This window comes from Streptomyces sp. RPT161, from assembly GCF_027533845.1.
Classification (GTDB): Bacteria; Actinomycetota; Actinomycetes; order Streptomycetales; family Streptomycetaceae; genus Streptantibioticus_A; species Streptantibioticus_A silvisoli_A.
Genome location: NZ_JAPZVN010000003.1, coordinates 54,497 through 78,778, shown reverse-complemented (window position 1 = coordinate 78,778; position 24,282 = coordinate 54,497). Strand labels below are relative to the sequence as shown.

Genomic DNA, 24,282 nt, shown 5'->3' with positions numbered 1-24,282 from the left:
CCGCGGCGCGCGATTGGGGAGGCCGCCGCACCAACCACGCGGGCCGCACCGACCACGCGAAGTCACACGGCCACCGCAGCCGCCGCCACGGGAGGACCCTCGCTCCCGTGGCGGCGCGGCGCAGCCCTCAGCTGCCGGTGCCCCTCCTGTCGATCACCGACCGCAGCTTCCCGCTGGTCGCGGTGCGCTCGAAGTCGTCCGTGTCGATCAACTCCACCGAGCAGTCGAGCAGTTCCTCGTCCACCGCGCCCCGCAGCTCGGGACAGCCGTCCAGGAACGCGGTACGCGCCGCCTTCGGGTCCGCAGCGTACCGACGGTCAAGGCGCAGCGTCAGGTGCTCCCGGTCGGCGCCGGGGGCCAGCACCATCTGCAACTCACCGGGGTAACCCAACCGCTCCTGCGCGGTGCGGACGAACTGGCGGTAGTTGTAGAAGTACGTACCCACCCGCACCACATCGCCGTGCCGTCCCAGCAGCTCGATGCGCGGGGTGCGGCTGCCGCAGCCGCACTCGCCCGGCACAGTGCGGCCCAGGTCGCCGATGTCGTACCGCTCAAGGCGTTGGCCCTGCCGTACCCGGCTGGTGAACACCAGCCGACCGGGCTGCCCGTCCGGCACCGGACGGTCGTCCCGCGGGTCGAGCACCTCCAGGGTGTGCAGTTCGGTCAGCAGGTGGTGCACCGAGCCTTCGGCGTACGCGCACTGGTAGGCGAGCGGTCCGAGGTCGGTGCTGCCGTAGGCGGCCGAGCGGATCACCTCCACCCCGAAGTCGGTTTCCAGCGTGCGGCGTTGCTCCGCGGTGAAGTGCTCACCGCCGTAGAACACCTTGCGTATCCCGCCGTACGGGCGGAGCAGGTCGGCCTGGGAGTGGAACAGCTGCCACAGGTAGGACGGCATGCCGAAGACGGTGTCCACCCGGTACTCGATCAGCGCCTCGGCTATCGCCCGGTGGTCCGGGCCCGCGGCCATCGGGATCTGGGTGGCGGTCAACCGCTCCAGGATGGAGAAGAAGCTGATGAAGCTCCCGTACATCCCGCCGCAGAAGAACAGGTTCGCCGCCCTGTCGTGCCGAGGGTCGAACCCGGCGGCCAGTAGGCCGTGCGCGGAGGCGCGCATCTGCGTGTCGTAGTCGTCGTGGGTGAAGACCGACAGCGCGGGGGCCCCCGTGGTGCCGCCGCTGCGGAAGTACAACTGGGCGTCGTCCGGGGCGATGTCACGCAGCGCGCGCTGTACGCCCGCCTTGTCCAGCAGCGGCCCGGTCGGCGGCGCGGGCGTGGTGATCGGACGCACCAGGTCGTCCAGGCACGCGACATCGGCGAACTGGTCGTCGGCCTGGACGCTTACCCGTCGGCTGTAGCGCTGGAGGGCGTACACACCGTCGTGCGGCTCGCCGTGGTAGCTGTCCGGCATCGCGCCGACCGGGGTCACCCGCAGCACACCGGCCGCGATGGCAGCCCTGGACAGCGCCGCGATGTCCGCCCTGCTGCCGCCGATCGCCGCGGTCTGCAGGTACCGGCGCATCGGCCGCAGCACGGAGGTCATCCGGGATCGAGGCAGCGGCTTGACCCAGATGCTGCGGTGCAGCGGCGAGGCGGTCAACGCGGGCCGGGAGTCGGCCAGTACCCGCCAGGAGCCGTCCTCGGCCGTGATGACCTGGGTCAGCCCGAGATGGCTCTCCAGCCGGGCGATCAGCTCGGTGGTGGTGATCTCGGCGCGGGCCGCCTCGTCGGTCTCCGGCGCCGGACGCTCGGCCGAGACCTCGCGGAGCACGGCGGCGAAACGCCGGGCGAAGTCGAAGACCTCTGCGGTGTCGTCGGTGTCGAGGTAGACAACCTGCGGGCTTGAGCAGGCCTGTTGCTCGAAGCGGCACACGTCGGCCGCCAGCTCGGCCAGCGTACGCGGATCGGCCCAGACATCGCGGGTCAGATAGCCGAACGAGATCTTGTGGCCCCATTCGACCAGTCGGCAGCCCGCCGGAACATGTGCGGCCACCCCTTCGACGGCCGCCTCGCCGCCCCACACGGCCACCGCGTCCGCGGGTGCGCAGATGTCCCGCAGCCACTCCTGTCGCGACGAGGGGAAGCGCAGCGCGATCAGCCGGGCCTCGATGGCGCCGGTCGGGTCGGCCGCGGCCAGTTCGGCCAGCAGGAGTTGGGCCAGCTCGGTGTCACCGCTGCTGGTCTTGAGGACGTTGACGTTGCCCGCGAGCAGGCCCTCGATCACGCTCAGCGGGGCCACGCCCGCCGAGTTGCCCGGTGCGATGTGCACCACGAGACCGACCGGCGCCCATGCCTCGAACACCGTGGCGCGTGCGTCCGGCCGGGTCAGCCGCTCCGGCGCGGGACCGCCCAACTCCCTGCGCAGCTTGCGGGTGAGCGCGGTGCGGCTGATGGCCTCCGCGATCTCGGTGAGCACCGCTTCCGCCTCTTCGGCGTCCGTACCGGCGTCGACCAGCGGTCGTGCCAGCCGGGCGCGTACGTCCCGGGCCGGGTCGCGCAGCGCGGCGCTGAGCGCGTCGCAGGCGGCCAGCACCGTCTCGGTGTCCAACGGTTCGGCCAGTGCCCGCTCCACGGCGGCCGGAAGGTCGGCCAGCCGTTTGGCCGCCTCGGCGTCGTCGATGAACGCCCCCTGCCAGAGGTGGAGGTTGGCGCTGGTGCCCTCTTGTGCGCTTCTCCGCCCACGCGGCGCAGGTGCGGCGATCGGAGTCTTCTGCGGCTCGGCGGCCGCGCGTGCGTCGCTCACGCCATTCCCTTCAGTAGTTCGGCGGCGGCCACCGCGCAGCTGCGGTTGCGGCTCAGTCCGGCGCGCCCGTGGATGGTGAACCAGTCGGTGCCCAGCGGGCATTCGCACGCCTCGCCCGGCTGGAGTGAGGCGAGGTCGCCCATCAGGACGCTGTGCGCCGGAACCGACGTGATGTACGGGGAGACCAGGTGCAGGTAACCGCGCTCGCCGTAGGGCAGTCGCTCCAGCGTCTCCGTGGAGCGCACGGCCGCCCGGGACCAGACGGGTACGTGCAGGCGGTGGCGTTCGCACTCCACGTACGGCACGCAGTGCTCGACGGAACCATAGGTGTCGCGGATCCGCTCGCCGGGGATGCCGAGTTGCTCGGTGACGGCCGCGTAGAACCGGTCCTTGGGGATCTGCCGGTCGGTGTGGCCCTTCCAGCCGCCGCCGAGCACCACCAGTGAGTCCTCGGGCAACCGCACTGCCGGCACGCCGAGTTCGCGCATTCGCTCCAGGGTGAAGTGCAGGAACGCGGGGAAGCCCAGGATGCGTACCGGCAGCCCCTCGTCCGCGTAGCGCTGGAGCGCGTTCAACACACCGAAGACATCGAACTCATGGCTACTGCCGGTGTGCCTGAGGGCGTACGTGACCTGTCGGGCGGGGGCGAAGTCGCACAGGTAGTTGTCGGTGAACGAGGTGCCGAGACGCATCTCCGGCGCCGGTTCATAGCTGTACAGCAGGTAGTTGACCGGCTGGTCGGGAGTGATCCACCCGTAGAAGTCGAAGATCCGGGCGACCATGCGCTGGGCCGCGCGGATGGTCCACTCGTCGAAGAACATCTGCGACTTCTGGCCGCTGGTGCCGGACGAGGTCAGATGCAGGAAGACCTCGTCGCGCGGGATGGACAGCACCTCGTGCAGCTTGAAGAAGTTGGCGTGCACCAGCGGGGCGCGCACCGGACCGAGGGTGCCGTTCGGGGTGTCGGCGAGCAGCGAGCGGAAGAACGGTGAGCGTTCGGCGTGCCAGGCGTTGGCTTCGCCCATGGCGGCCCCGAACAGCTCGTCGGCGTCGGTGGTGTACGGCTCGGCCAGGTCGCACAGCCGCTGTACGTGGGGCAGTGCCGCGGGGTCGGGGACCTCGACGGGGGCGAGGTGCGGGTTGGGCGGGGCGGCGGGGGTCATGAGACAACCTCGGGAAGGGGCAGGTACGTCGATGTCCAGGCGGTCAGATAGGCCGTCAGGTACCCCTGGAGCAGGCCGTCCGCGGCGATGTCGCGGAAGTCGATCTGACGGCTGGTGCGGGAGAGCACCACGTAGTCGTGGAAGCGGTCGGCGGCCCGGCGCATCGCCGGGTACACGGCGCCGGGCACGAATCCCTGGGCCAGGAAGGCGGCAAGGCCCGCGGTGTCAGCCAGCGGCAGCAGCGCCTCCACGTAGTCCGCTCCGGCCCGCGCCACCGCGTCCATCAGCGGCTCCAGCGAGTCGGTGACCGCGCCGAGGTGCGGATGCACCGCGACCAGCGCGCAGCTCCCGGCGGCCCGGTCCAGCTGCGCGTACGCCTCGAAGCGGCCGTCGCCGGGCAGCAGTACGGCGTTCGGCGTGTGCAGCGGGAAGAAGCGGCTGGCCGGATCGGGGAACAGCTCCAGGAACCGGCGCCGTACGAAGCCGGGCGCGTCGAGCAGTTCGAAGCCGGCCCCCGAACGCCGAGCGGAACGCGGCGGGTTGGCGGCGGCCGGTGCCGCTGCCACCGGGCCGAAGCCGATTCCCGTGCTGTCTTCGCAGGCACGCAGGAGCGGCAGCAGCGCCTCCGGCACCTCGGCCACCTGCTCCCGGCGGGTCAGCACACCGTCGGCGTAGCGCACGAACAGCGCCAGGCTCTCGCAGCCCTCGACCTCGGCCGCGTTGGGCATCAGGCCGACCGGTACGAACCCGTTGCGCAGCACCACGTTCTGCGGGCCGCGGGTGACCATGCGGACCGTGGCGTAGACCGAGTCCACGCAGCCGCCGTCGAAGGCCGCCGCGCACACGGAGCCGGTCAGCTCCCCGGCCAGGCCGGCCTGGCGGTGCGCGGGATGCACGGCGAGCCCGACGAGCTTGCCGACGCGGGTGCCCGGATCGGTCTGCACGACCGCGGAACCGGCCAGTTCACCGGTGCCGCTACGGCGGGCGGTGAGCCAGAAGGTGTTCGGGTCGGCGATCAGCCGCCGCATGACGGCCGGGTCGCTGCCGAGCGCCACGGGGTAGCCGTGGCCGTAGACGTCGAAGTACAACTGCCGTAGATCGGCGATGTCGCGCAGCGTCGCCGACGTGATCGTCATGGTCATCACCGCTCACCTGCCATCGCCACGGCCGCGTCCAGCGGCTCGTCGTCCTCGACGGGTTCACTCTGGTTGCGGCCGCCCAGCAGCCACAGCGCCAGGGCCGCGGGCACCAGCCCGGCCGCCTGTATCAGGCACAGCGACCGCGGCGAGAGGTGGTCGCCGAGGAAGCCGAACACCAGCGAAGAGAGCGGGAACGTCGCCCCCAGCAGTGCCTGCATGGCCGCGAAGAACACCGGCTTGTCCCTGGTGGGAACCAGCCGTTGGAAGAGTGCTACGAACCGCACCCCGACAGCGCCCACGCACCATCCGGCGATCACCAGGGCGCCCGCGACGGCGGCCTGGTTGGCGACCACACCCGGCAGCCCCAGCGCGGCGGCCATCGCCACCAGGCAGGCACCGCCGGTGGTCGCCGGACCGCCCGGCAGTCGCCGACAGGTGAACGACCCCACCAACGCCCCGATGCCCAGGGCGGATTCGAAGGTGGCCACCGTGCTGCCGTCGGAGTGCAGCACCGAGCGCGTGTACAGCGGCATCACCACGTAGACGGAGGTGGTGAACAGGTTCGCCGCCGTCAGGCACAGCAACACGCAGCGCACCAGCGGGTGTCCGGTGAGCACCTGCCGCAACGTCCGCCGTTCGACGGGGCCCTGCGCCTCGTCCGGTCCCGGCGCCGGGGCCACGGCGAAGCGCGCCAGACCGAGCAGACCGGCCGCCGCGAGATACGCTCCCGCGCACCCGGCGAGCACCGCGGGAAAGCCACCGGCGTCCACCACCAGTGGCCCCAGCAGTCCGCCCGCGAGCCCGGCGAGAGACTGGGTGGACAGCTCGAACCCGGTGGCCGCCTCGATGTCCGCGTCGTCGACCAACTCCGGTACCGAGGTGGTCAGACAGGGGTCGAACAGGGCCTGGCAGGCGGCCAGTACCAGCGCCGCCGCGTAGGCGGCCACCAGCGCAAGCGCGTGCAGATACGCCCAGCCGGCCACACCGGCCGCGACCACGCCCGCCACGGCGGCCGACACCCGCAGCACCTCCCGGTGCGGGCACCGGGCGATCACCCGGGCCACCACCGGGGCGAGCGCCACCGCGGGCAGTGTGCTCACCGCGAGGAAGGCACCGGAGGCCAGGCCCCGGTCACCGCCGATGGCGTAGCCGACCAGCCACCACACGGCACCGACCTGGAACATCCGGTTGGCCGCCTGGGTGAGCACCTGGGCGGCCCAGACGGCGCCGAACGCCCGGTTGCGCAGCACCAAGGGCAGCTGCCGCGTGCTTGCCGTCGCCGTCATGACCGCGGCCTCTCGTCAAGCACCCGGATCAGCTTGCCGGAACGGGGGTTGACCGCCATCTCGCCCATGCGGGCCCATTCGACCGTCGGCGGATGGATGTGCCCGGCCTGCACCGCCTGGCCGTACAGCGGGCGGGCCGCGACCAGCTCCTTGACGACGGCCGCGGCCAACTCGTCGAGTCCCGTGGTGTCCTGGTCGGTCGCCATCCGCAGCACCAGACCGTCGCGTCCGTCCCAGCGGCGGGTCACCAGTTGGATGCCGATCACCCGACCGGCGAGGTCGGCGGCGCTGACGATGTCGTGCACGTCCTGCGTGTACAGCGACACCGGGCCGACCCGCACGCCCTCCTCGGAGCGGCCGAGGATCCTGAAGTGCCCAGCGTCGACGTCCACCCACTCGGCACGGTCGCCGACGGGGTAGCGCAGGATCGGCATCAGCCGCCGCCGCTGGTCGGTCAGCACGGCGCGGCCCGGCACACCGTTGGCGGTGATGGGGTGCCCGGTGTGCTCGTCCAGTATCTCCATGACGGTGTACGGCGAGAACGTCCGGTGCACCCGGGGGTCGTCGCCTGGTACGGCGGCGCCGAGCAGTCCGGCGTCCACGCTCGCGTAACCGATCGAGCGGGCACGGGCGTTGGGGAAGGCCCGCGACAACAGTCGGTGCTGGTCGGAGAAGAGGCTCTCGCCACCGAAGAACAGCAACTCGACGCGGGGGAGTTGGCGTCCGGACGCGATCAGGTGGTCGGCGAGTGAACACAGCGTGGTCGGCGTTCCGGCCACCACCTCGACGTCGAACTCCTCCAGCGTGTGCGCGGTCGACTCCAGGGGTGCCGCGCCGCCGATCGGCAGCCGTACGTTGCCGACGGGGGAGTGCTGGAGCGAGTCCAGGATGAACGTGTAGCTGGCGTAGAGCTCGCCCGCGTAGAACAGGTCGGCGACCCGGTGCCCCGGCCGCAGTCCGGCCCCGACCAGGTTCTCCCCGAACGCGGTGGTGAATTCGAGCCACTCGTCGCGTGTATAGAAGGAGAATTTCGGCGCCCCGGTGGTGCCACCGCTTTTGAAGACCACCGCTTCCGCAAGCGGGCCGGTCAACAGGCGATTGCCGCGCGGTGAGTTGGCTCGCCAGAACTCGGTCTGCGGCACCACCGGCAGGTCCGTCAGCTCGGTTACGTGGTCCGGCAGACCGGCGTAGAGCTCGGAGTAGAACGGTGAGTTGCGACGCACGAAGCGTATGAGTTCCGTTGTTTGTTGAACGGGCATCTATTCCTGCTTTGTGGCATGCGAAGGAGAGTGACGTCACATGGTTGTGAGATCACTTGACGGGTGCGGTGCCGCCGTACGGGCCGCGTCGTGCCGATGGCAGCGGTCCGTCTCCCATGTTTCGGGAGTATTTCCGGCGGGCGGGGAGCACGCTAGCTGTAGCCGCGGTGACCGGGGCAGGCGAGCAGGCGATTTCCAGCCGGTTGCGGCTGGAAGGAAAACGCCAGGCGAATGGTTGAATTCTGGCCAACTCGCAGGATGCTCGGGCCGTTTGTTGTCCCCACAGTGCAATAACGGTACCACCCCTTCCGGTCCGATTCCGCATCGTGCTCGCGGGCCGCTGGGATACCGCAGTGCCGGAGGCGTGGTATAGGAGACGGCCTCCCGAAAGCGCTGCGGCCCGCCCCGAATGGTCGGGACGGGCCGGAGGGTGCCGGGCGGATGGATCAGCGCCAGGTGTCGTTCAGTGTGACCGAACCCGAAGCGCCGGTTGTATACGAGCGGTTGGGATCGCTTTCCCAGGTGACGCTGCCGTCCGGATTCTTCTTGATGTACTTGTACTGGACAGCGGTGTTCGCCGGCAGCGATACCGTGCCGCTCCACACCGGGTACGACGCCGAGGACAGCGGCACGGACTTGGCCGGGTCCCAGGAGCCCAGCGCCGGAACGGAGCCCACGACGAACACGTTCTGGCCCCAGGACGTGGTGGCGTTCTCGTCAAAGGTGACCGAGACCTGGTTCGGCGGGCTGCCGTTGGCGTACCGCTGGGCCACGACCGCCGGTGTCTCCACCGTCTTGCCCGCCGAGATGTCGATGGCCAGCCGCACGTACTGCGCCATGGTCCACATCAGCGGCGTCGCCGAGTTGTCCGGCTGTCCCTGGGTGAAGCCGTCCGCACTGGCGCCGGGCCAGATCTGCTCGGAGATCTGGTAGCCGGAGTTGGCCGCGTTGGCCATCGAGGTCAGCATGGCCTGGGCGCCCGTCAGGTCACCGGTCTGCACGTCGTACTCGCCGCGCTCCCCGCTGAGCACCGGCCACGGTCGGCCGACGCCCGCACCGGTGTAGTCGCCGCCGGACGCGGTCTCGCCGTAGCCGTCGTGGTTGTAGCGGCCCCAGTAGGTGCCGTAGCCGGGGACGACCGTCTTGATCGTGGCGTCGATGGCCGCCAGCGAGTTGCCGATCTGCGGCGACGACGCGGGCTTCACCCCGAGCCGGGACAGCTCCAGGAAACCCTGGTCGACAACGGCCCGCTCGTCGTACGTTCCACCGCCGTTGGCGACGGAGACGGTGTCACCGTTGTTGGGATTGCCGTTCGGGGTGATCCGCACGTAGTACGAGCCACCGGCGATCGGCCCTGTGGTGGTGTAGGTGTCGGAGTCCACCGCCGACTGGATGGCGTCGGCCTTCGCCAGGTAGGTGGCCGCCTCCGAGGAGTCGCCGTTTGCGGTGGCGATCTGTGCGGCGCACACCAGCCCGGCCACCTCGGCGGCCATCGTGGACGGGGAGTAGCCGCCGTTCTCCTCCCACCGCTCCTGTCCGGTGGCCGGGCCGTTGCTGACGATGTAGTCGGCGAGCAGCTTCACCTTCGACCAGGTGGTCGCGTCGGTCCTGCCCAGCTGGTAGGCGAGCACGATCGGAAAGGCGACCTGGTCCTCCTGGACACCGCCCCACTCCTGGGTGCCGTCCAGCCAGCTGTTCTGCTTGACGTAACCGCTGGACGTCTCCTCGTAGTCGAGGACGTAGGTCAGCGCGTCGTTGGCATCGGTGGTGTCACCGGCCGCCAACAGGGCGGTGGCCATCTGGTACTCGTCGCGCGTCCACACCAGGTGGTAGCCGTGCGCACCCGCGCTGTCGGCGCTCACGCTGCCGCCCCACGGGGTGAGCGGAGCCGCGACGAAACCGCCGACGTGGGTCTTGTCCTCGTCCGCCTTCACCTCCATCAGCGAGACCTCGTACTGCTGCTTGAGCTTGGAGTCCGAAGTCACCGACGCGGGCGGCGCGTTGAGGCCGCCGAGCCAGTTGTGCCAGCCGGACTGGAAGCCGCTCTCGGCGGTGTCGAAGCCCGCGCCCAGCGAGGCGGTGGCATCACTGACCGCCGCGCTGGTGCTGCTGCCGAAGGCCAGGGCGAGGGTGAAGGTGGTGCTGCCGCTGGCGGCCACCGGGATCCGGGCGGTCTGCGCGATGTGCCCCGCGGTCGGAGCGGTCTGCCCGGGAGTGCTCAGTTGGTGACCACTGGTCAGCTCGTTGGCGCCGTCGCTGGCCGTTCCCGCGTAGCCGGTGGAGGACGCGGTGAACCCGGTGGACGCGGCCAGCGCGCTGGCCACCGATCCGTTCGCCGCGGTCAGATCACCGGTGCCGCTGTCGGTGGCCCCGGTGTTGCCCATACCGTCGTTGCCCAGCGCCGGGTCGTACTGCGCGTACAGCGACAGCGGTGCGCTGGAGAGGTTCTGGAACGTCGTACGCACCAGGACGACGGAGCGGGCCGGGTCGGCCACGTACGTCTTGGTGATCTTGTACTTCCCGTTGCTCGCGGTGTTGGTCTGCTGCCACTCCAGCGAGGTGGGATCGACCAGGGAGACGGCGTGGCTGGTGTTGGCCACCTCGCTGTCGGTGAAGGACGAGCCGTCCGTGACGTAGTACTGGAGCCCGAACGTGTCCGGGGTGTCGACCTGCGGGTAGAAGACGTTCTGCAACTCGCCGTCGCCGAGGGTGTACCAGACCTTCGACTGGGCGGACAGCGCGTCGGCGAAGCCCTGGACGTGCGGCTCGTTCCAGAACGCGTTCGCACCGGGCGCGCCGGGTGCCGGGTCGGCGGCCGCGTCGCCCGCCGAACCGGCGAGCGCGGCGGCGGCCAGGGTGACCGCGGCGGTCAGCAGGGAGGCTCTCCGCAGTGGGGTGCTACGCGACCACGACGGTGATCTGCCGGGTGGCCGGGTGGGCAGGCCGGGTGGCCGCTTCCTCGACATGTTGAACATATCGCTGCACTTGTGCCTTTCGGTCGCCAGGGGGTGGGGGACCTCGTACGACGTCGAACGTGATCGACGCGCCGCAGGGGGCGCCACCGTCCTGAGGTGCTGGAACGGTGCTGCGTGAGCCTCCTCCGGCGACGCGTACCTGTCAAGACTTCAAGCGCGAGTCGATGGAACACGGTTGCCGCCTTCAAGCTGTGAAGGAATCGCGGCGTCGCCGTATGGGCGCATCCCACGTGCGCGGCCGTGGGGCGCCACTTAATGTGACGGCATGGGTCTCGTCCGGTCACGATCGCCGCTGTCCGGTATGCCGGGACGCCGCGGACCGGGCGGCATCTGGATCATCGTGCTCGCCGTGCTCGCCGTGGTGGTGCTGGTGCTCGCCGCGCTCGCGTACGCGGCCACCCTGCCCTACGCGCCGTTCAACCCTCCCTCCGACTCCCGTGACCCACGGCCGGACCTGCGCCGCTACTACCAGCAGACACTCACCTGGACGCACTGCGGGCGGCACGGCGTGAGCGGCGCCGTACGGGTGGGCGCCGCGGTCTCGGGCATGCAGTGCGCCCGGCTGAAGGTGCCGCTGGACTACTCCGCCCCGGCGAAGGGCAGCGTCTCGCTGGCCGTGAGCCGCTTCGCGGCCCACGGAGCGCGGCACCGGTTGGGCTCGCTGGTGTTCAACTTCGGCGGCCCCGGCACCTCGGGCGTCGACCAACTCGCCGCGCGTGTGGGCGGGTTGTCCCGGCTGCGCGAGTCGTACGACCTGATCGGACTGGACCCGCGCGGCTGGGGCCGCAGCCATCCGCTCACCTGCGTCGACCCGCGGGGCGCGGCCCCCGTCGCGGCGTCGGCCGACACGGCCGCACCGAGCGGCGTCGACCCGGCCGATGACGCCGCGGTGCAACTGCGCGCGGAGGCCCAGCAGTACGCCGATCACGCACACGACTGCGCGCGGTTGTCCGGCCCGATGCTGCCGTACGTCGGCACCACCAACATCGCCCGCGACCTGGACGTGCTGCGGCAGGCACTGGGCGACCGCAAGCTCAACTACTTCGGGATGTCGTACGGTTCACAACTCGGCGCGGTCTTCGCCCACCAGTTCCCGCACCGCACCGGGCGCCTCGTGCTCGACGGCATCGTCGACCCCACTCTGGACACCAAGCGGATGGCCCTTGCCCGGGCCAACGAGGACGAACGCGGCATCCGCGACTTCCTCGCCGACTGCCTGCGCCGGCACACCGCGGAGTGCCCCTTCCACGGCGCGGTGGACACTGCCGAGGCCCGGCTGCGGCGCGGCTATGACGCGCTGGACGGCCATCCGCTGACCGTACGCGGTGCGGAACTCGACCAGCAGACCTTCAGCCGCGCCATCGCCGACTTCGTCTTCGACCAGCGCGAATGGCACGCGTTGCGGTTGGCGCTGCGCGCCCTGCTGGTCCGTCACGACGGCCTGCCGCTCGCTCGGCTCGGCGGTGCGACCGGGTCGGGCGGCCGCGGTGCGGCCCGGCCCGCTCGCGCCGGTGACCCTCCGGCGGACAACGCGTACGCCGTGAGCCTGGCCGTTCGGTGCCGCGACACCGCCGACCGCTACACCCCGCAGGAGGCGCAGGCGGTACTGCCCAGCCTGGTGCGGGCCTCGCCGATCCTCGGCCCGTTGAGCGTGCACGAACTGCTGGAGTGCACCGGGTGGGTCGGCGGTGGGGACGACTCCTGGCGTGACGTACGGGCCGAGGGCGCGCCGCGCATCCTGATGGTGGCGACGGCCACCGACCCGGTCACCCCGTACGGTGGCGCGCGGCGGATGGCCGAGGCGACCGGTGTCGGCGTGGTGCTCACCTACCGGGGGCAGGGCCATGTCGCCTACCGGCTCAGCGAATGCGTTCGCCAACGCGCCGACCGCTTCCTGCGCACCGGCCTGATGCCGGCGGACGGCGGCACGTGCGACTGAGGCCTCCCTCGGCCGCTCCCCGCTCGTACGCCTGGCAGGTGACGGAACGTCAGCTTCCGTGGCCGTCCGGCGCATCACCGGTGGTAACGGGCGTCACCAGGGTGTGAGGGTCAGGGTCAGTCCCGTCGGCGCCGAGTCCTGGATGTAGCTGGCGAACCCGGCGACGTCGTCGAAGGCGAAGCCATATGCCTTGCCGTCGACGGTCGCCGAATGCACCGCCTTCGCATAGTGGTTGGTGGTGTCGACGGTGTAGAACGCGCCGGGGTCCGTGACCGGCTGGGTGTGCTGGGCGGCGAGTACGGAGCGGTTGAACCCGGCGCCCAGGACCGCCGCGACCGGCCCTGTCGTTCCGTCGTTGGGCGCGGCGAGCGCACCGTCGCAGTACAGCACGTCACGGGTGGACGGTCGGGAGAAGGAGACCGAGCGGGGACCGTTGAAGGTGAGCGTGTCACCGCTGACCCGGCCGGTGAACGTACCGGAGTTGACGGTCACCCTCAGATCCGTGCTCCGGTAGGTGTCCCAGACCTGGTTGACGTACGAGTCGTAGTACGACGACGAGAACAGCCCGGAGTCCAGCCCGTGTCCGGGGGCGATGACCCGCAGCTTGTTCCCGACGACCAGCTTGTCGAAGCCGGGCGCGGCGGCCACCGCGGAGAAGACGGCGTCCCGGCCGCCCTGCCGGATCGTTCCGGTGGTCTGGTCGGCCGCGCCGGTCAGCCGCAGCGCCAGCGGGATACTGAACTGGTCGACAGCCGTGGTGTTGCAGTACATCCCGCCGGAGTTGAACGTGAACTCCGAGAAGTCGTGCAGCACCTGGTAGTTGGGGTCGGACGACACCCAGCCCGCCGGGTACTGGAGCGCGGGGCGTCCCGCGCCATCGGTGACCACCTTGAACTTCAGCTTGTCGCCCAGGGCGACGTAGATCCGGCCGGACATGTTCGGCAGCGTGAGCCGGGTGTCACCGGAGGCGGCCAGTGGGATGGAGTAGTCGGTGTATCCATCCGGCCCGTTGTCGGACAGGGACACCCGGGCGAGCGTGCCGTCCGGTTTGACGTAGGCCTGGTTTCCGGTGGCCAGGTCGGTGCCCACGATGTAGATCTGGACCGAACTGTTGGCGTAGTTACCGGAGTTGTTCACCACGGTGAGCGGCAGAGTGCCGGCCGAGGCCGGCCCGGCGAAGGCACGGGAAGTGAAGATTCCGGCGGTGGGTATGGTCACTCCCGCCAGCCCGAGAAGAAACGATCGTCGCTTGAGCATGGCTCATTCCCTGAGATGTGGGGGGCGCGACGGTCCCTCACGTTGCCTGAGAGAACGTCACGTTCAGGTGTTGTGCGGAAGCCAAGCAGAAGTGGTGGATTTCTTTCAAGAGGTGTGCTGGATCCGCTGTCCTTTGGGCGTTTTTGAGCCGACCCCTTCTCAATCGCCTTGACCCAGGAAGCCGACTTGCCGACGAGCCGGGCGAGGAGTCCCGGCTCACCGTCAGCGTGGGCGGGCCGGGCCGTGCCGGCGGGACGTGGAACGTCCGGAAGGTCGCCCAATGGCGGCTAGCATCGCCAGCGCCCCATCCGAGGAACGGAGTTCATCCGTGCGTCACCCGCGCGTTGGCGTCGCCATCTTGACCATGGGCACCAGGCCCACCGAACTGGCCGATCTGCTCGACTCGGTGGCGCAGCAGGACAAGCCCGCGACGCGGGTGGTGGTCGTCGGCAACGGCTCGCCGTTGCCGCTGCTCCCTGAGTGGGTGACCGCGCTGGAACTGCCGGAGAACCTGGGCATCGCCGGTGGCCGCAACGCCGCCCTGGCCCGGCTGCGGGAGTTCGGGGACGTCGACGTGGTGGTGGATCTGGACGACGACGGGCTGCTGATCAGCCCGGACGTCTTCACCCGGCTCGCGGAACTGTTCGCGGCCGACGAGCGGCTGGGAGTCGTCAGCTTCCGTATCGCCGACGAACTGGGCCGCACGCAGCGCCGTCACGTCCCCCGCCTGCGCGCGGCGGATCCGATGCGGCGCGGCTATGTGACGACGTTCCTCGGTGGCGGACACGGGCTTTCCATGCGGATGTTGGAGGAGGTCGGCGGCTGGCCCGAGCCGTTCTTCTACGCGCACGAGGAGACGGACCTGGCCTGGCGGGCCCTGGACGCGGGCTGGAAGGTGCTCTACGAGCCGGAGTTGGTGCTGCGGCACCCGTGGACCTCGCCGACCCGGCACGCGGTCTTCTACCGCATGGTCGCCCGCAACCGGGTCTGGCTCGCGAAGCGGCACCTGCCCGTCGTCCTGGTCCCCGTCTACCTGGGGCTGTGGACCGCGCTCACCGTCGCGCGCACGCGGTCGGCGGCGGGACTTCGCGCGTGGTTCGCCGGCTTCGCCGAGGGTCTGCGCACCCCGTGCCCGCCCCGCCGTCCGATGCGGTGGGCCACGGTATGGCGGATGACCCGGCTGGGCCGACCGCCGGTCATCTGAGTCCGTACGCGGCGCCCCTGGCGCGAGGCGTAACGTGCGGTTACCGCCTGGCGGGCCGTGTCAGCCCTCGGTCCCCGGCATCAGTGTGTCGGCGACCTCGCGGGCGACCGTGAGGATGTCCAGGTCGGGCAAGTTGAGGTCCTGCGCGGCGAAGCTCGCGAGGTTGACGCTGAACAGGGCGACCCGGGCGCGCAGTTGGTCGGCCGGTGCGGCGTCCGGGCCGAGGATCAGGTCGACGAGTTCGGTGATGCGCCCCCGTACGCCGCCGCGGTCGGGAGCGAGGTCGCGGATGACGTGCTGGTTGGTGGTGGCGAACCGGGCGATCTGCAGGCCGCGGCGACCGGTCATGTCCACCCACCGGGCCAGCAGCTCGCCCCGTAGCGCGGCGCCGCGGGGCTGGCTGCGGCCCCAGGCCAGTAGCTCGTCGAACTCCTCCATGTACTCATCGAACAGCGAGCGGATGATGTCTTCCTTGCCCGCGAAGTGGTAGTACAGCGCGGCCTTGGAGATGTCCAGGCGCTCGGCGATCTCCCGCATGGAGGTCGCCTCGTAGCCGTTCTCCGTGAACAGTTCGAGGGCGATCTCCTGGATCTCCGCCTTGGTGTCGCTGCCCTTGCGCCGCCGCTCTGCCATCTCGTGCCTCATTTCTCGTCCGTCGCCCTCGATCTTCCCTCATCGCAGGCACCAGCTTGCCGACCGGTCGGTAAGTAAGCTACTGTCTCATCATACCGCTTACTGACCGGACGGTAAGTAAGCGGGTTGGATCCCCTGGAAACCCCTTGGACGGACCTCATGGCAAACGACACCATGGCGGGCGCGGACGCCGCATCGCCTGAACGTGTTCGGTTCAGCAGCCGCCAGATCCTCGTCGCCATGAGCGGCCTGATCATCGCGATGTTGCTGGCCCAGCTGGACAACATGATCGTGGCCCCGGCGCTGCCGACGATCGTCGGTGATCTCGGCGGTCTGAACCACCTGGCCTGGGTCACCACCGGCTACATCCTGGCCTCGACGGTGGCCACCCCGCTGTGGGGCAAGCTGGGCGACCTGTACGGCCGCAGGTCCAGCTTCATGTCGTCGATCGCGATCTTCCTGGCCGGCTCCGCGCTGGCCGGTATGTCGCAGAACATGGCCGAGCTGATCGGCTTCCGCGCTCTGCAGGGCCTCGGCGCCGGCGGCCTGATGGTCGGCGTGATGGCGATCATGGCCGAGCTGGTGCCGCCCCGCGAGCGCGGCAAGTACTCGGGTGTGATGATGGCCGTCATGCCGGTGGCGATGATCGGCGGGCCGCTGGTGGGCGGTTTCATCACCGACCATCTGACCTGGCGCTGGGCGTTCTACGTCAACCTGCCGCTGGGCGTCATCGCCCTGGTGGTGTGCTGGTTCACCCTGCGGCGGCTGCCCTCCGGCAGCGGAGCCGCCCGCGTCGACTGGAGCGGTGCCGCGCTGCTGACCGTCTGGATCACCGCCCTTGTGCTGATCACCAGTTGGGGCGGCAGCCAGTACGCGTGGGGCTCCTGGCAGATCGCCGCGCTCGCCGTCTGCACTGTGGTTGCCTTCGCCGCGTTCGTCGCCGTGGAGCGGCGTGCGACGGACCCGATCATGCCGCTGAACGTGTTCAAGGACGCCAACTTCTCGCTCGCCGGGGCACTGAGCTTCATCTCGGGCTTCGCGTTGTTCGGCGGAGTGACGTTCCTGCCGCAGTTCCAGCAGTTCGTGCAGGGCGCCTCGGCCACCAACAGCGGTCTGCTGCTGATGCCCATGATGATCTCGGTCATGGTTGTCTCGCTGGTGGGTGGCGTCCTCATCACCAGGACCGGCCGCTACCGCGCCCTGCCGATCATCGGCAGCGCCCTGGTCGTCGTCGGCCTCGCGCTGTTCGCCACCATGGACGTGCACACCTCCAGCACCACCACCGCGCTCTACATGGTGGTGCTCGGCGCGGGCATGGGCGGTCTGCTCCAGACCACCTCGCTCATCGCCCAGAACAGCGTGCCGATGCGGGACATGGGCGCCGCCACGGGAGCGTCGACCTTCCTGCGCAACATGGGCGGTTCGCTCGGCGTCTCCCTGCTCGGCGCGGTCTACACCACCCATCTGAGCGACTACCTGACCGCCCACGGAGCCGCCGCCCACCACACCGGCTCGGCCGCCCAGATGACCCCCGCGGCGCTGCGCGCCCTGCCCGAGGCGGCCCGCCAGCTGTTCCAGGGCGCGGTGGTCAACGGCATCGGCGCGATCTTCACCTGGGGGGCGGCGATCGCCGCTGTCGGCTTCGTCCTCGCCTGGTTCATCCGCCACGTCCCGCTGCGCGGCGCGGCCCCGCAGCCGGTCGAGTCCGCCGCGGCGGACGAGCGGGAGTCACTGACGGTCTGACCGGACACGACACGTACGGCCCTACCGCGCGGGCGGTAGGGCCGTCGTGCTGTCAGCGGCTCGCGTAGACGTCCTCCACGTAGCGGCCCTGGTCCACCAGCTCCCGCCACCAGAGCTCCGCCCTCGCCGCGTCCGCGCCCGTGTGGTGCGCGTACAGGCGCTGGAAGGCGGTCCGCACTCCGGGGGCCATCCGGGCGCCGTCGCCGCAGACGTACACCCTGGCGCCGGAGGTGAGCAGCCGCCACACCTCGTCGGACTCGGCGGCGATGCGGTCCTGCACGAACGGGAGGCCGTTCTCCGGGGACTTGAAGAACGCCGGCCGCATCGAGACCGCGCCCTCCGCCTGCGCGCCCTCCAGTTCCTCGCGGTGCAGGTAGTCGACGTCCGGGTGGTCGCAGCCGAAGTAGCACAACGCCGGTGCCAGCGAGGCTCCTTGGCGTACCAGGGCGAGCCGGTCGGCGATCGCGCCGCGGAACGGCGCCAGACCGGTACCGGCGCTGACCATGATGACGGGAGTGTCCTGACCCGGCTCGATACGGAAGGAGTCGCGGCACGGTTGGATCCGTGCGTACACCGTGTCCCCGGGCCGCACCCGGTGCAGATAGCCGGAGCCCACGCCCTGGAACGTGCCGCGCCCGGACCTGGCCGGAGCGCTGAGCAGCGACACCATCAGGTCCACATGGTGTGCGTCGGCCGCGGGCGAGGAGGACACCGAGTAGTGGCGCGGACGCATCGCGGGCAGCAGTTCCAGCAGGACCGGCCAGCTCAGGCGGCCGCGCAGGGCCGGGTGGTCCTCGATCACGTCGAGCAGGGTGGCCTGCGTGCCCTCGGCGGCCAGTCCCCGCAGTGCGGCCTGTTCGGGCGGGCACGGGTTGAGGTCGGCCAGCAGGGCCAGCTGCCGGGCGGTGGGGGAGTCCTGCAACTCCACGTAGCGGCTGAGGAGTTCGAGAACCGGAACCGGGCGGTCGAGGGGGAGCGTGCCGCGGTTCGGGCGGTGCGCGCGGATGTTCAGCAGCGTGGCGGGGTCGGCGCCGATCAGCCGGATCGCCCGCTCGACCAGCTGCGGATCGTTGACCGGGAGCACGGTCAGGTGGTCTGCCGTCCGATAGCCGACGCCCTCCGGCAGCGCGACGCGCACGAAGCGCTTCGAGCGGCCCAGGGGGTGCCGCAGATCCGCGAGGTCGCCGGTTCCCACCACCGTCATCGGGACCATTCCGTGCCGCTCGGCGAGCGCGTCCAGCGGCGCGCCGACCACCTCGGTCACCTCGTACGTGCGGCCGGGGCCGTCGGGCGCGTCCGGCGCCGCGTCCGGGTCGCCGTACCGTTCCAGCAGCGTGCCGCGCAGTGCCGAGGTGAAGCGCTCCACGGATCCGGCCAGGTCGCCCGAAGCGTCGGCCTCGGCGCGCGGCAGCAGCCTGGTGCCGCCCAGCTCCGCGAGGCGGGCGTCGATCAGCGTGGGGACCCGCTGGTAGGTGGCCGCCCAGTTGCGATCGCCGACCCCCAGCACCGCGAAGGGCACACCCTCGGCGGTGCCCGGTTCCGCGTCCGCCAGCCATGTGACGAACGCGTTCGCGTCATCCGTGGGCTGGCCGTTGTAGGAGGCGGCGACGATCACCACCGGGGCCTCGGCGGGCAGTGCCGCGGTGCGGTCGTTGAGCGCCGCCACGGTCACATCGCACCCCAGGTCGCCCGCGGCATCGGCGAGTTGGGCTGCGTACTCGCGGCAGGTGCCGAAGTTCGAACCGTGCAGCACGGTGACGGCGGTACCGGGCTTGACCCGGGTGGGCAGCCCCGCGTCGGCCGTGGCCGCGGTGGTGTGCTGGGCGGCCGTGCGGGAGGCGGCACCGCGCTGGCGGTCCTGTGCGGTGCGCGGCGCCAGGGTCAGGGTGAAGCCCTCGGGCTTGAGGGTGAGGGTCTCCTTGATGCGCAGCTGGTATCCGGTGTGGTCGAGGAAGCGGTAGCGGTGGATCAGCAGCCCGAGCAGCATGGTGGCCTCGTGCAGCGCGAACTGCCGGCCGATGCAGGCGCGTTCGCCGGTGCCGAACGGTTTGAACGCGTTGGGGGAACGGGCCGCCTCGGTCTCCGGCGCGAAGCGCTCGGGGTCGAACTCCTCGACGTTGTCGCCCCACGCCGGGTCGCGGTGCAGCATGGGCGTGAGCACCACCATGCACTGCCCGGCCTTGATCGGATACCGCCCGCCGATCACGGTGTCCGCGAGCGCCTCGCGCTGGAAGGCGGCTGCCGTGGGCCACAGTCGCAGCGTCTCGTTGAGCACCTGGCGTACGTAGCGCAGCTTGCCGACGTCCTCGAAGGACGGCTCGGGGTCGGCGGCGTCGCCCCACAGCGCGTCCACCTCGGCCTGGGCCAGTCGCAGCACCTGCGGGTTCTTCATCAGGTAGTAGAGCGCGAAGGACAGGGTGCCGGAGGTGGTCTCGTGTCCGGCGATCAGGAACGTGATCACCTGGTTGCGGATGTTGGCCTCGTCCAGCAGTTCCCCGCTGACCGGATGCGGCGAGCCCAGCATCAGGCCGAGCAGGTCGTCCGTGGAGGTGTCGCCGTCGGCCTTGCGCTTGTCGATCACGTCGTCCACCACCTCGGCCAGGAAGGCGGCATCGGCCTGGAACGCCTCGTCGTGCTCCGTGTAGTCGACTCCCGGCACCCGCGCAAGGCTCTCCTGGCTGTAGGCGAGCGCGCGCACCAGCGCCTGGACGAACGGATGCGGATCGCTGCGGCGGAAGGACTCGAAGTCGTAGCCGAACCCCGACAGCCCGATGGTGTCCAGCGTCATCCGGGTCATGTCATCCGCGACGTGCACCGGCCGGCCCTGTGCCAGGTGCTGGTCCCAGGAATCGACCAGCCGGCGTGCCACCTTGAGCATGGTGGGGTGGTACGTGCGCATGGAGCCGAGTGCGAAGGCGGGCAGCAGGATGTCGTGCGCCTTGGCCCAGTTGGGCTCGTCGTGGTACGCGGTGAACAGGCCGTCGGCGGTGATCCCGCGGACGTTCTCCAGGGCGACGCCGATCCCCTTGCGGAACCGCGTCTCGTCGGAGATCTCCTCGACCAGTTCCAGCGAGGTGACGAACGTCGTCTCACGCTCGTGGAAGCGCTGGGCGAAGAACGGGCCGTGCCGACGGGCGATGGCGATGGCGCGTTGCAGCGGTGTGCTGGTGGGTTCCGCTGTCGACAGGTCGACGGTGGGCAACTCCAGGTCCGGGTACGCCCGGAGGGCCTGGATCTTGGCAGTGCTGGTGTCGATCATGGCCGGTGCCTCTCCCGGTGGTGTCGGGGCCGTTACCGACCACGATCGCCGAGTTCGGCGGCGATTCTGATCAAAGAACTACACAATCTTGTAGTCGGTGCCGCGTGTCCGTATGGGCAGCGGACGGCGATGTGTGCTACCAGGGGAGGGACGCCTGGGGCGGACGGCTCGCGGGGAACCGAGGTCAGGGACGGAGAGGAGCGCACGATGGCGGACACGCCGGAGCAGCGGGCCGCCCTCTGGCGCAACCGGTTCATCAGCCTTCTCGACCGGTCCCCGGTGCCCATAGCGATCAGCCACACCGACGGCGTGATCGCGGGCGCCAATCCCGCCTTCGCGGCCGTCTGGGGGCTGCATCCGGGCCAGTTGACCAGCCGTCAGCTCATGGATCTGTTCACCCCCACCAGCTCCGGCCAACTGCGCAAACTGGACGAGGCGCTTCGCCACGGGCGCCGTTCCCGCTACCCGGTGCGGGTGCGGTGGACGGCGGGCGGTACGAGCCATGACGGCCAGCTCGTCGTGGAGCCGGTGAGCGACCCGGAGGGCGAGTCGCCGCCGCTCCTGGTCACCCTGCATCCCGACGCGGAGCCGGAGGCGGTTCCGGCGCGCCCTTATGGAGCCGGGGCAGCCGTGGCGGTCAGCGAGCAGGAGTCCCGGATCCTGGCGCTGGTCGCGGCGGGCAACACCACGGCGGCGGTCGCCCGGGTGGTGGGGCTGAGCGCGGACGGGGTGAACTACCACCTGAAGCGGCTGTGCACACTGCTCGACGCCTCCAACCGCACGGCCCTGGTGGCCAGGGCGTACGTACTGGGGCTGCTCGACCCCGGCACCTGGCCGCCCGCGCCGCCCCCGGGCGCTGGATGAGGCGTCCGCCTGGCGGCGGTGCGGTGGACCTGGCGCTGCCGCGCCCGGCTAGGCCGAAGGCGGGGCCGAGGCCCCCGGCGCGGTTGGCCGCGACAGATGCCGGGCGCCGGAACGGACAGCCCAGTAGAAGATCGCCAGCGACACCGCCGCGACGGTGAAGGAGTCGTAAGGCGCGGGAAGCCGTCCCGAGCCCTTGAAGGTACCGAGCCAGGACAGCAGCGTCAGCACCGACAGATACACCACCAGCCAGGCCCCGACGCGCAGTTCGTCCCGCAGCGCCGCTCCGTAGCCGCCCCGCCACATGGCCAGGAACACCAGCAGCCCGGCGAGCACGAGCGGCAGCGCCAGCCGCAGATCGTGCCACCCCGACCAGTAGACGAACTCGCTGGACACCACGAAGCTCACCGGCGCGATCCAGCGCACGCCGGGCACCCAGTGCGGTGTCTCACTGGTCGCCTGGGTTCGGAACGCGGCGACGGCCACCGCGGAGGCCGCGTAGACCAGCAGGTACATGTCGCCCATCACGGCGACGATGTTCTGCCATCCGCCGAACGGCAGCAGGAACACCATGATCACGGCAAGGTTCAGTGCCAGTGCCCGGTGCGGAACACCATGGCGCGGGTTGACCTGCATGAAGAAACGCGGCAGCAGCCCGTTCTTGGCCAGCGCGTAGGTGTGCCGCGCGTCGATCGCCACACCGACGTAGGCCGAACCGCCGGGCGACAGCACAGCGTCGGCGTACAGCAGGCTGGACAGCCACTGGAGATTGAGGATCAAGGCCAACTGGCCGAAGGGCGATTCGAAGTCCACACCGCGCCAGCCATGACCGAGGAGGTTGTCCGGTACGGAGAACAGGAACGCCAACTGGAGCCCGAGGTACATCAGCAGGGCCAGGCCGATCCCGGTGAGCACAGATGTGGGAACGCTCCGCCGGGGGTTGCGCGCCTCGCCGGAGAAGTCCAGGGGCGCCTGGAAACCGTTGACCGAGTACACGATGCCGCCGCTGGCCAGCGCGCTCAGGCAGGCCGCGTACCCATAGGGCGCGAAGCCGCCATGTCCGGTGAGCCGACCGGAATGCCAACCGGAGGCGAACAACGCGGCCATGGTGACGATCGGGACGAGGATCTTGAATATCGACACGAGGTTGTTCAGCCGTGCGAACATCCGTACCGCGAACCAGTTCAGCGCGGTGAGCACCACACTCAGTGCGATCGCCAGCCCCAAACCCGGCAGGGTCAACCGGTGCCCGTGGTAGATGCCCGGCAGGTAGTGCGCCGCGTACTGCATGATGGCGCTGATCTCCGCCGCGGTGCCGCCCACCGACAGCAGCGCCGACCAGCCGATCAGCGTGCCCACCAGCCGTCCGCTGGCGTACAGCGGCCAGCGCACGGTGCCGCCGCCCTCGGGCCGTGACGCGCCGAGCTCGACCATCACCAGCGCCACCAGGGCGCACAGCGCACCCGCGGCCAGCCAGGACAGCAGCGAGGCCGGACCGGCCGTCTGCGCCGCGTACATGGCGGCGAACAGCCAGCCGGAGCCGACGATGTTGGAGAAGCCGATCGAGGTCAGACCCCAGAACCCGAGATCGCGGCGCAACCGGTGCTCCTGTGCGGCCACGGTTGACGCATCGGCCTCGCCCATCAAGTGTTCCGACACGGAACGGTCTCCTCCGTCGTTGTTCGCGGGTGGTCAAGACTGCCATGGGCGCGGTGCCCCGCCGGGGACCGTCCACGATGAGGACGGCGTTCACCAACCTGATCAGTGGTCAGCTTGGTGGTATCCGGATCCGCTGCTTCCCTGGACATCGCCCGACGGGCGGGCTAACTTCTCCTCTGCCCGTTACGTATACATGACAACCGTTCGGCTATCTGAACGGTCGACATGGCAGGCACATCGCCGCACCCACCTCCCAAGGAGCGAGATGTCCCGTAACTCCCGTCGGCAGGACCCCAGGAAGCGCCGTACGGCCCTCGTCGCGGCGGCGATCGCGACGCTCGCCGCCACGGTCACCGCGGGATCGATGACCGCCGCACCCGCCCGGGCCGCGTCCGGACCCTGGACCGGTCAGTTCACCGGCTACAACTCCTCGGCGTGGCAGCGTTCCTGGGGCTACGCCTCCCAGGGCTCATGGGGCCGGTCCGACCTCAAGGAGGTCTCCGACGCCTCCGCCCCCGGTGACGGCTCGGCGCTAAGGGTGACGTACGGCGCCGGATCGTCCGCCAACTCCTGCTCGGACTGCGCCAATCCGGGCGGCGGCCAGTTCTACACCCAGTTGAGCAAGCTCGGCCGGTCCGATCTGGCGAACTCCAGCACCCTGGACCTGAGGTACGCGGTGAAGTTCCCCACCGGCTTCGACTTCGGCAAGGGCGGTAAGCTGCCGGGGCTGTACGGCGGGAAGATCGGCCAGGAGTCCGGTGGCAACCACGGTGACGGCTGGTCCACGCGGTACATGTTCCGCGCCAAGTCCGCGCCCAACGAGGGTGAGGTCTACCTCTACACCCCGACCAACTCCGGGCCGACCGGATACGGCGTCGACCTCGGCCTCGGCGCGTGGAAGTGGGCGGCGGACGGCTCCTGGCACACCGTGGAGCAGCTGGTGAACCGTTCCACCGGCGACATCACCGTCTGGTACGACGGGCGGCGGGTGCTCGGCGCAACGGGTGCCGCCTCGGGTATCTCCGGCATCACGTTCGGCGGTGTCTTCTTCTCCACGTTCTTCGGCGGCCATGACACCAGTTGGGGGCCGAAGAAGACCGAGAGCGCCGAGTTCGCCGACTTCTCCCTCGCCACCTCCGCGCAGCACTGACCGCCTGGCGCGGGG

Annotated in this window: 15 protein-coding genes; 5 read left to right on the top strand and 10 right to left on the bottom strand. The window is 70.4% G+C overall.

What is annotated here, in order from left to right:
- Positions 1 to 127: 127 nt before the first annotated feature.
- The 6 genes from O5O46_RS08405 to O5O46_RS08380 all read right to left on the bottom strand — a co-directional run bounded on the left by O5O46_RS08405 (position 128) and on the right by O5O46_RS08380 (position 10,553).
- A complete protein-coding gene (locus O5O46_RS08405) occupies positions 128 to 2,740 on the bottom strand; it encodes an acyl-CoA reductase (RefSeq protein WP_269854670.1) in 2,613 nt (870 codons plus the stop codon).
- The gene (locus O5O46_RS08400; protein ID WP_269854669.1) at positions 2,737 to 3,903 is read right to left on the bottom strand and encodes a LuxE/PaaK family acyltransferase; all 1,167 of its coding nucleotides are present in this window, start codon (positions 3,901 to 3,903) and stop codon (positions 2,737 to 2,739) included. Before O5O46_RS08400 ends, O5O46_RS08405 begins: the two co-directional genes overlap by 4 nt.
- Positions 3,900 to 5,045: a GNAT family N-acetyltransferase gene (locus O5O46_RS08395; protein WP_269854668.1), complete on the bottom strand. Its 1,146-nt coding sequence runs from the start codon at positions 5,043 to 5,045 to the stop codon at positions 3,900 to 3,902. Before O5O46_RS08395 ends, O5O46_RS08400 begins: the two co-directional genes overlap by 4 nt.
- Positions 5,045 to 6,328, bottom strand: a complete 1,284-nt coding sequence (locus tag O5O46_RS08390; RefSeq protein ID WP_269854667.1) for an MFS transporter — start codon at positions 6,326 to 6,328, stop codon at positions 5,045 to 5,047. Before O5O46_RS08390 ends, O5O46_RS08395 begins: the two co-directional genes overlap by 1 nt.
- A complete protein-coding gene (locus O5O46_RS08385; protein WP_269854666.1) occupies positions 6,325 to 7,587 on the bottom strand; it encodes a phenylacetate--CoA ligase family protein in 1,263 nt (420 codons plus the stop codon). Before O5O46_RS08385 ends, O5O46_RS08390 begins: the two co-directional genes overlap by 4 nt.
- A 446-nt stretch (positions 7,588 to 8,033) precedes the next feature.
- Positions 8,034 to 10,553 carry a glycoside hydrolase family 15 protein gene (locus O5O46_RS08380; protein WP_269854665.1) on the bottom strand — a complete coding sequence of 840 codons (2,520 nt, stop codon included), beginning with the start codon at positions 10,551 to 10,553 and terminating at the stop codon, positions 8,034 to 8,036.
- A gap of 274 nt (positions 10,554 to 10,827) precedes the next feature.
- Between O5O46_RS08380 and O5O46_RS08375 the strand changes: the two genes are divergently transcribed.
- Positions 10,828 to 12,501: an alpha/beta hydrolase gene (locus O5O46_RS08375; RefSeq protein ID WP_269854664.1), complete on the top strand. Its 1,674-nt coding sequence runs from the start codon at positions 10,828 to 10,830 to the stop codon at positions 12,499 to 12,501.
- 93 nt (positions 12,502 to 12,594) lie between these two features.
- Here the strand turns inward: O5O46_RS08375 and O5O46_RS08370 are convergent, their stop codons facing one another.
- Positions 12,595 to 13,758, bottom strand: a complete 1,164-nt coding sequence (locus O5O46_RS08370) for a glycoside hydrolase family 64 protein (RefSeq protein WP_269854663.1) — start codon at positions 13,756 to 13,758, stop codon at positions 12,595 to 12,597.
- Positions 13,759 to 14,086: 328 nt separating this feature from the next.
- Here O5O46_RS08370 and O5O46_RS08365 point away from each other — a divergent pair, with 328 nt between their 5' ends.
- On the top strand, positions 14,087 to 14,962 hold the full coding sequence (locus tag O5O46_RS08365; RefSeq protein WP_269854662.1) for a glycosyltransferase family 2 protein: 876 nt from the start codon (positions 14,087 to 14,089) through the stop codon (positions 14,960 to 14,962).
- A 60-nt stretch (positions 14,963 to 15,022) separates the two neighbouring features.
- Here O5O46_RS08365 and O5O46_RS08360 read toward each other — a convergent pair whose 3' ends face one another.
- Positions 15,023 to 15,595: a TetR/AcrR family transcriptional regulator gene (locus tag O5O46_RS08360; RefSeq protein WP_269854661.1), complete on the bottom strand. Its 573-nt coding sequence runs from the start codon at positions 15,593 to 15,595 to the stop codon at positions 15,023 to 15,025.
- Between the two features lie 126 nt (positions 15,596 to 15,721).
- Here O5O46_RS08360 and O5O46_RS08355 point away from each other — a divergent pair, with 126 nt between their 5' ends.
- A complete protein-coding gene (locus tag O5O46_RS08355) occupies positions 15,722 to 17,338 on the top strand; it encodes an MDR family MFS transporter (RefSeq protein ID WP_269854660.1) in 1,617 nt (538 codons plus the stop codon).
- Positions 17,339 to 17,390: 52 nt separating this feature from the next.
- Here O5O46_RS08355 and O5O46_RS08350 read toward each other — a convergent pair whose 3' ends face one another.
- Positions 17,391 to 20,597, bottom strand: a complete 3,207-nt coding sequence (locus O5O46_RS08350; RefSeq protein WP_269854659.1) for a bifunctional cytochrome P450/NADPH--P450 reductase — start codon at positions 20,595 to 20,597, stop codon at positions 17,391 to 17,393.
- Between the two features lie 207 nt (positions 20,598 to 20,804).
- Here O5O46_RS08350 and O5O46_RS08345 point away from each other — a divergent pair, with 207 nt between their 5' ends.
- Entirely contained in the window at positions 20,805 to 21,461 is a 657-nt protein-coding gene (locus O5O46_RS08345) for a PAS domain-containing protein (RefSeq protein WP_269854658.1), read from the top strand.
- Positions 21,462 to 21,509: 48 nt separating this feature from the next.
- On the opposite strand, the gene O5O46_RS08340 is transcribed toward O5O46_RS08345, so the two are convergent.
- On the bottom strand, positions 21,510 to 23,102 hold the full coding sequence (locus O5O46_RS08340; protein WP_269855141.1) for an APC family permease: 1,593 nt from the start codon (positions 23,100 to 23,102) through the stop codon (positions 21,510 to 21,512).
- A gap of 280 nt (positions 23,103 to 23,382) precedes the next feature.
- Here O5O46_RS08340 and O5O46_RS08335 point away from each other — a divergent pair, with 280 nt between their 5' ends.
- Positions 23,383 to 24,267: a polysaccharide lyase gene (locus O5O46_RS08335; protein ID WP_269854657.1), complete on the top strand. Its 885-nt coding sequence runs from the start codon at positions 23,383 to 23,385 to the stop codon at positions 24,265 to 24,267.
- Positions 24,268 to 24,282: the final 15 nt, after the last annotated feature.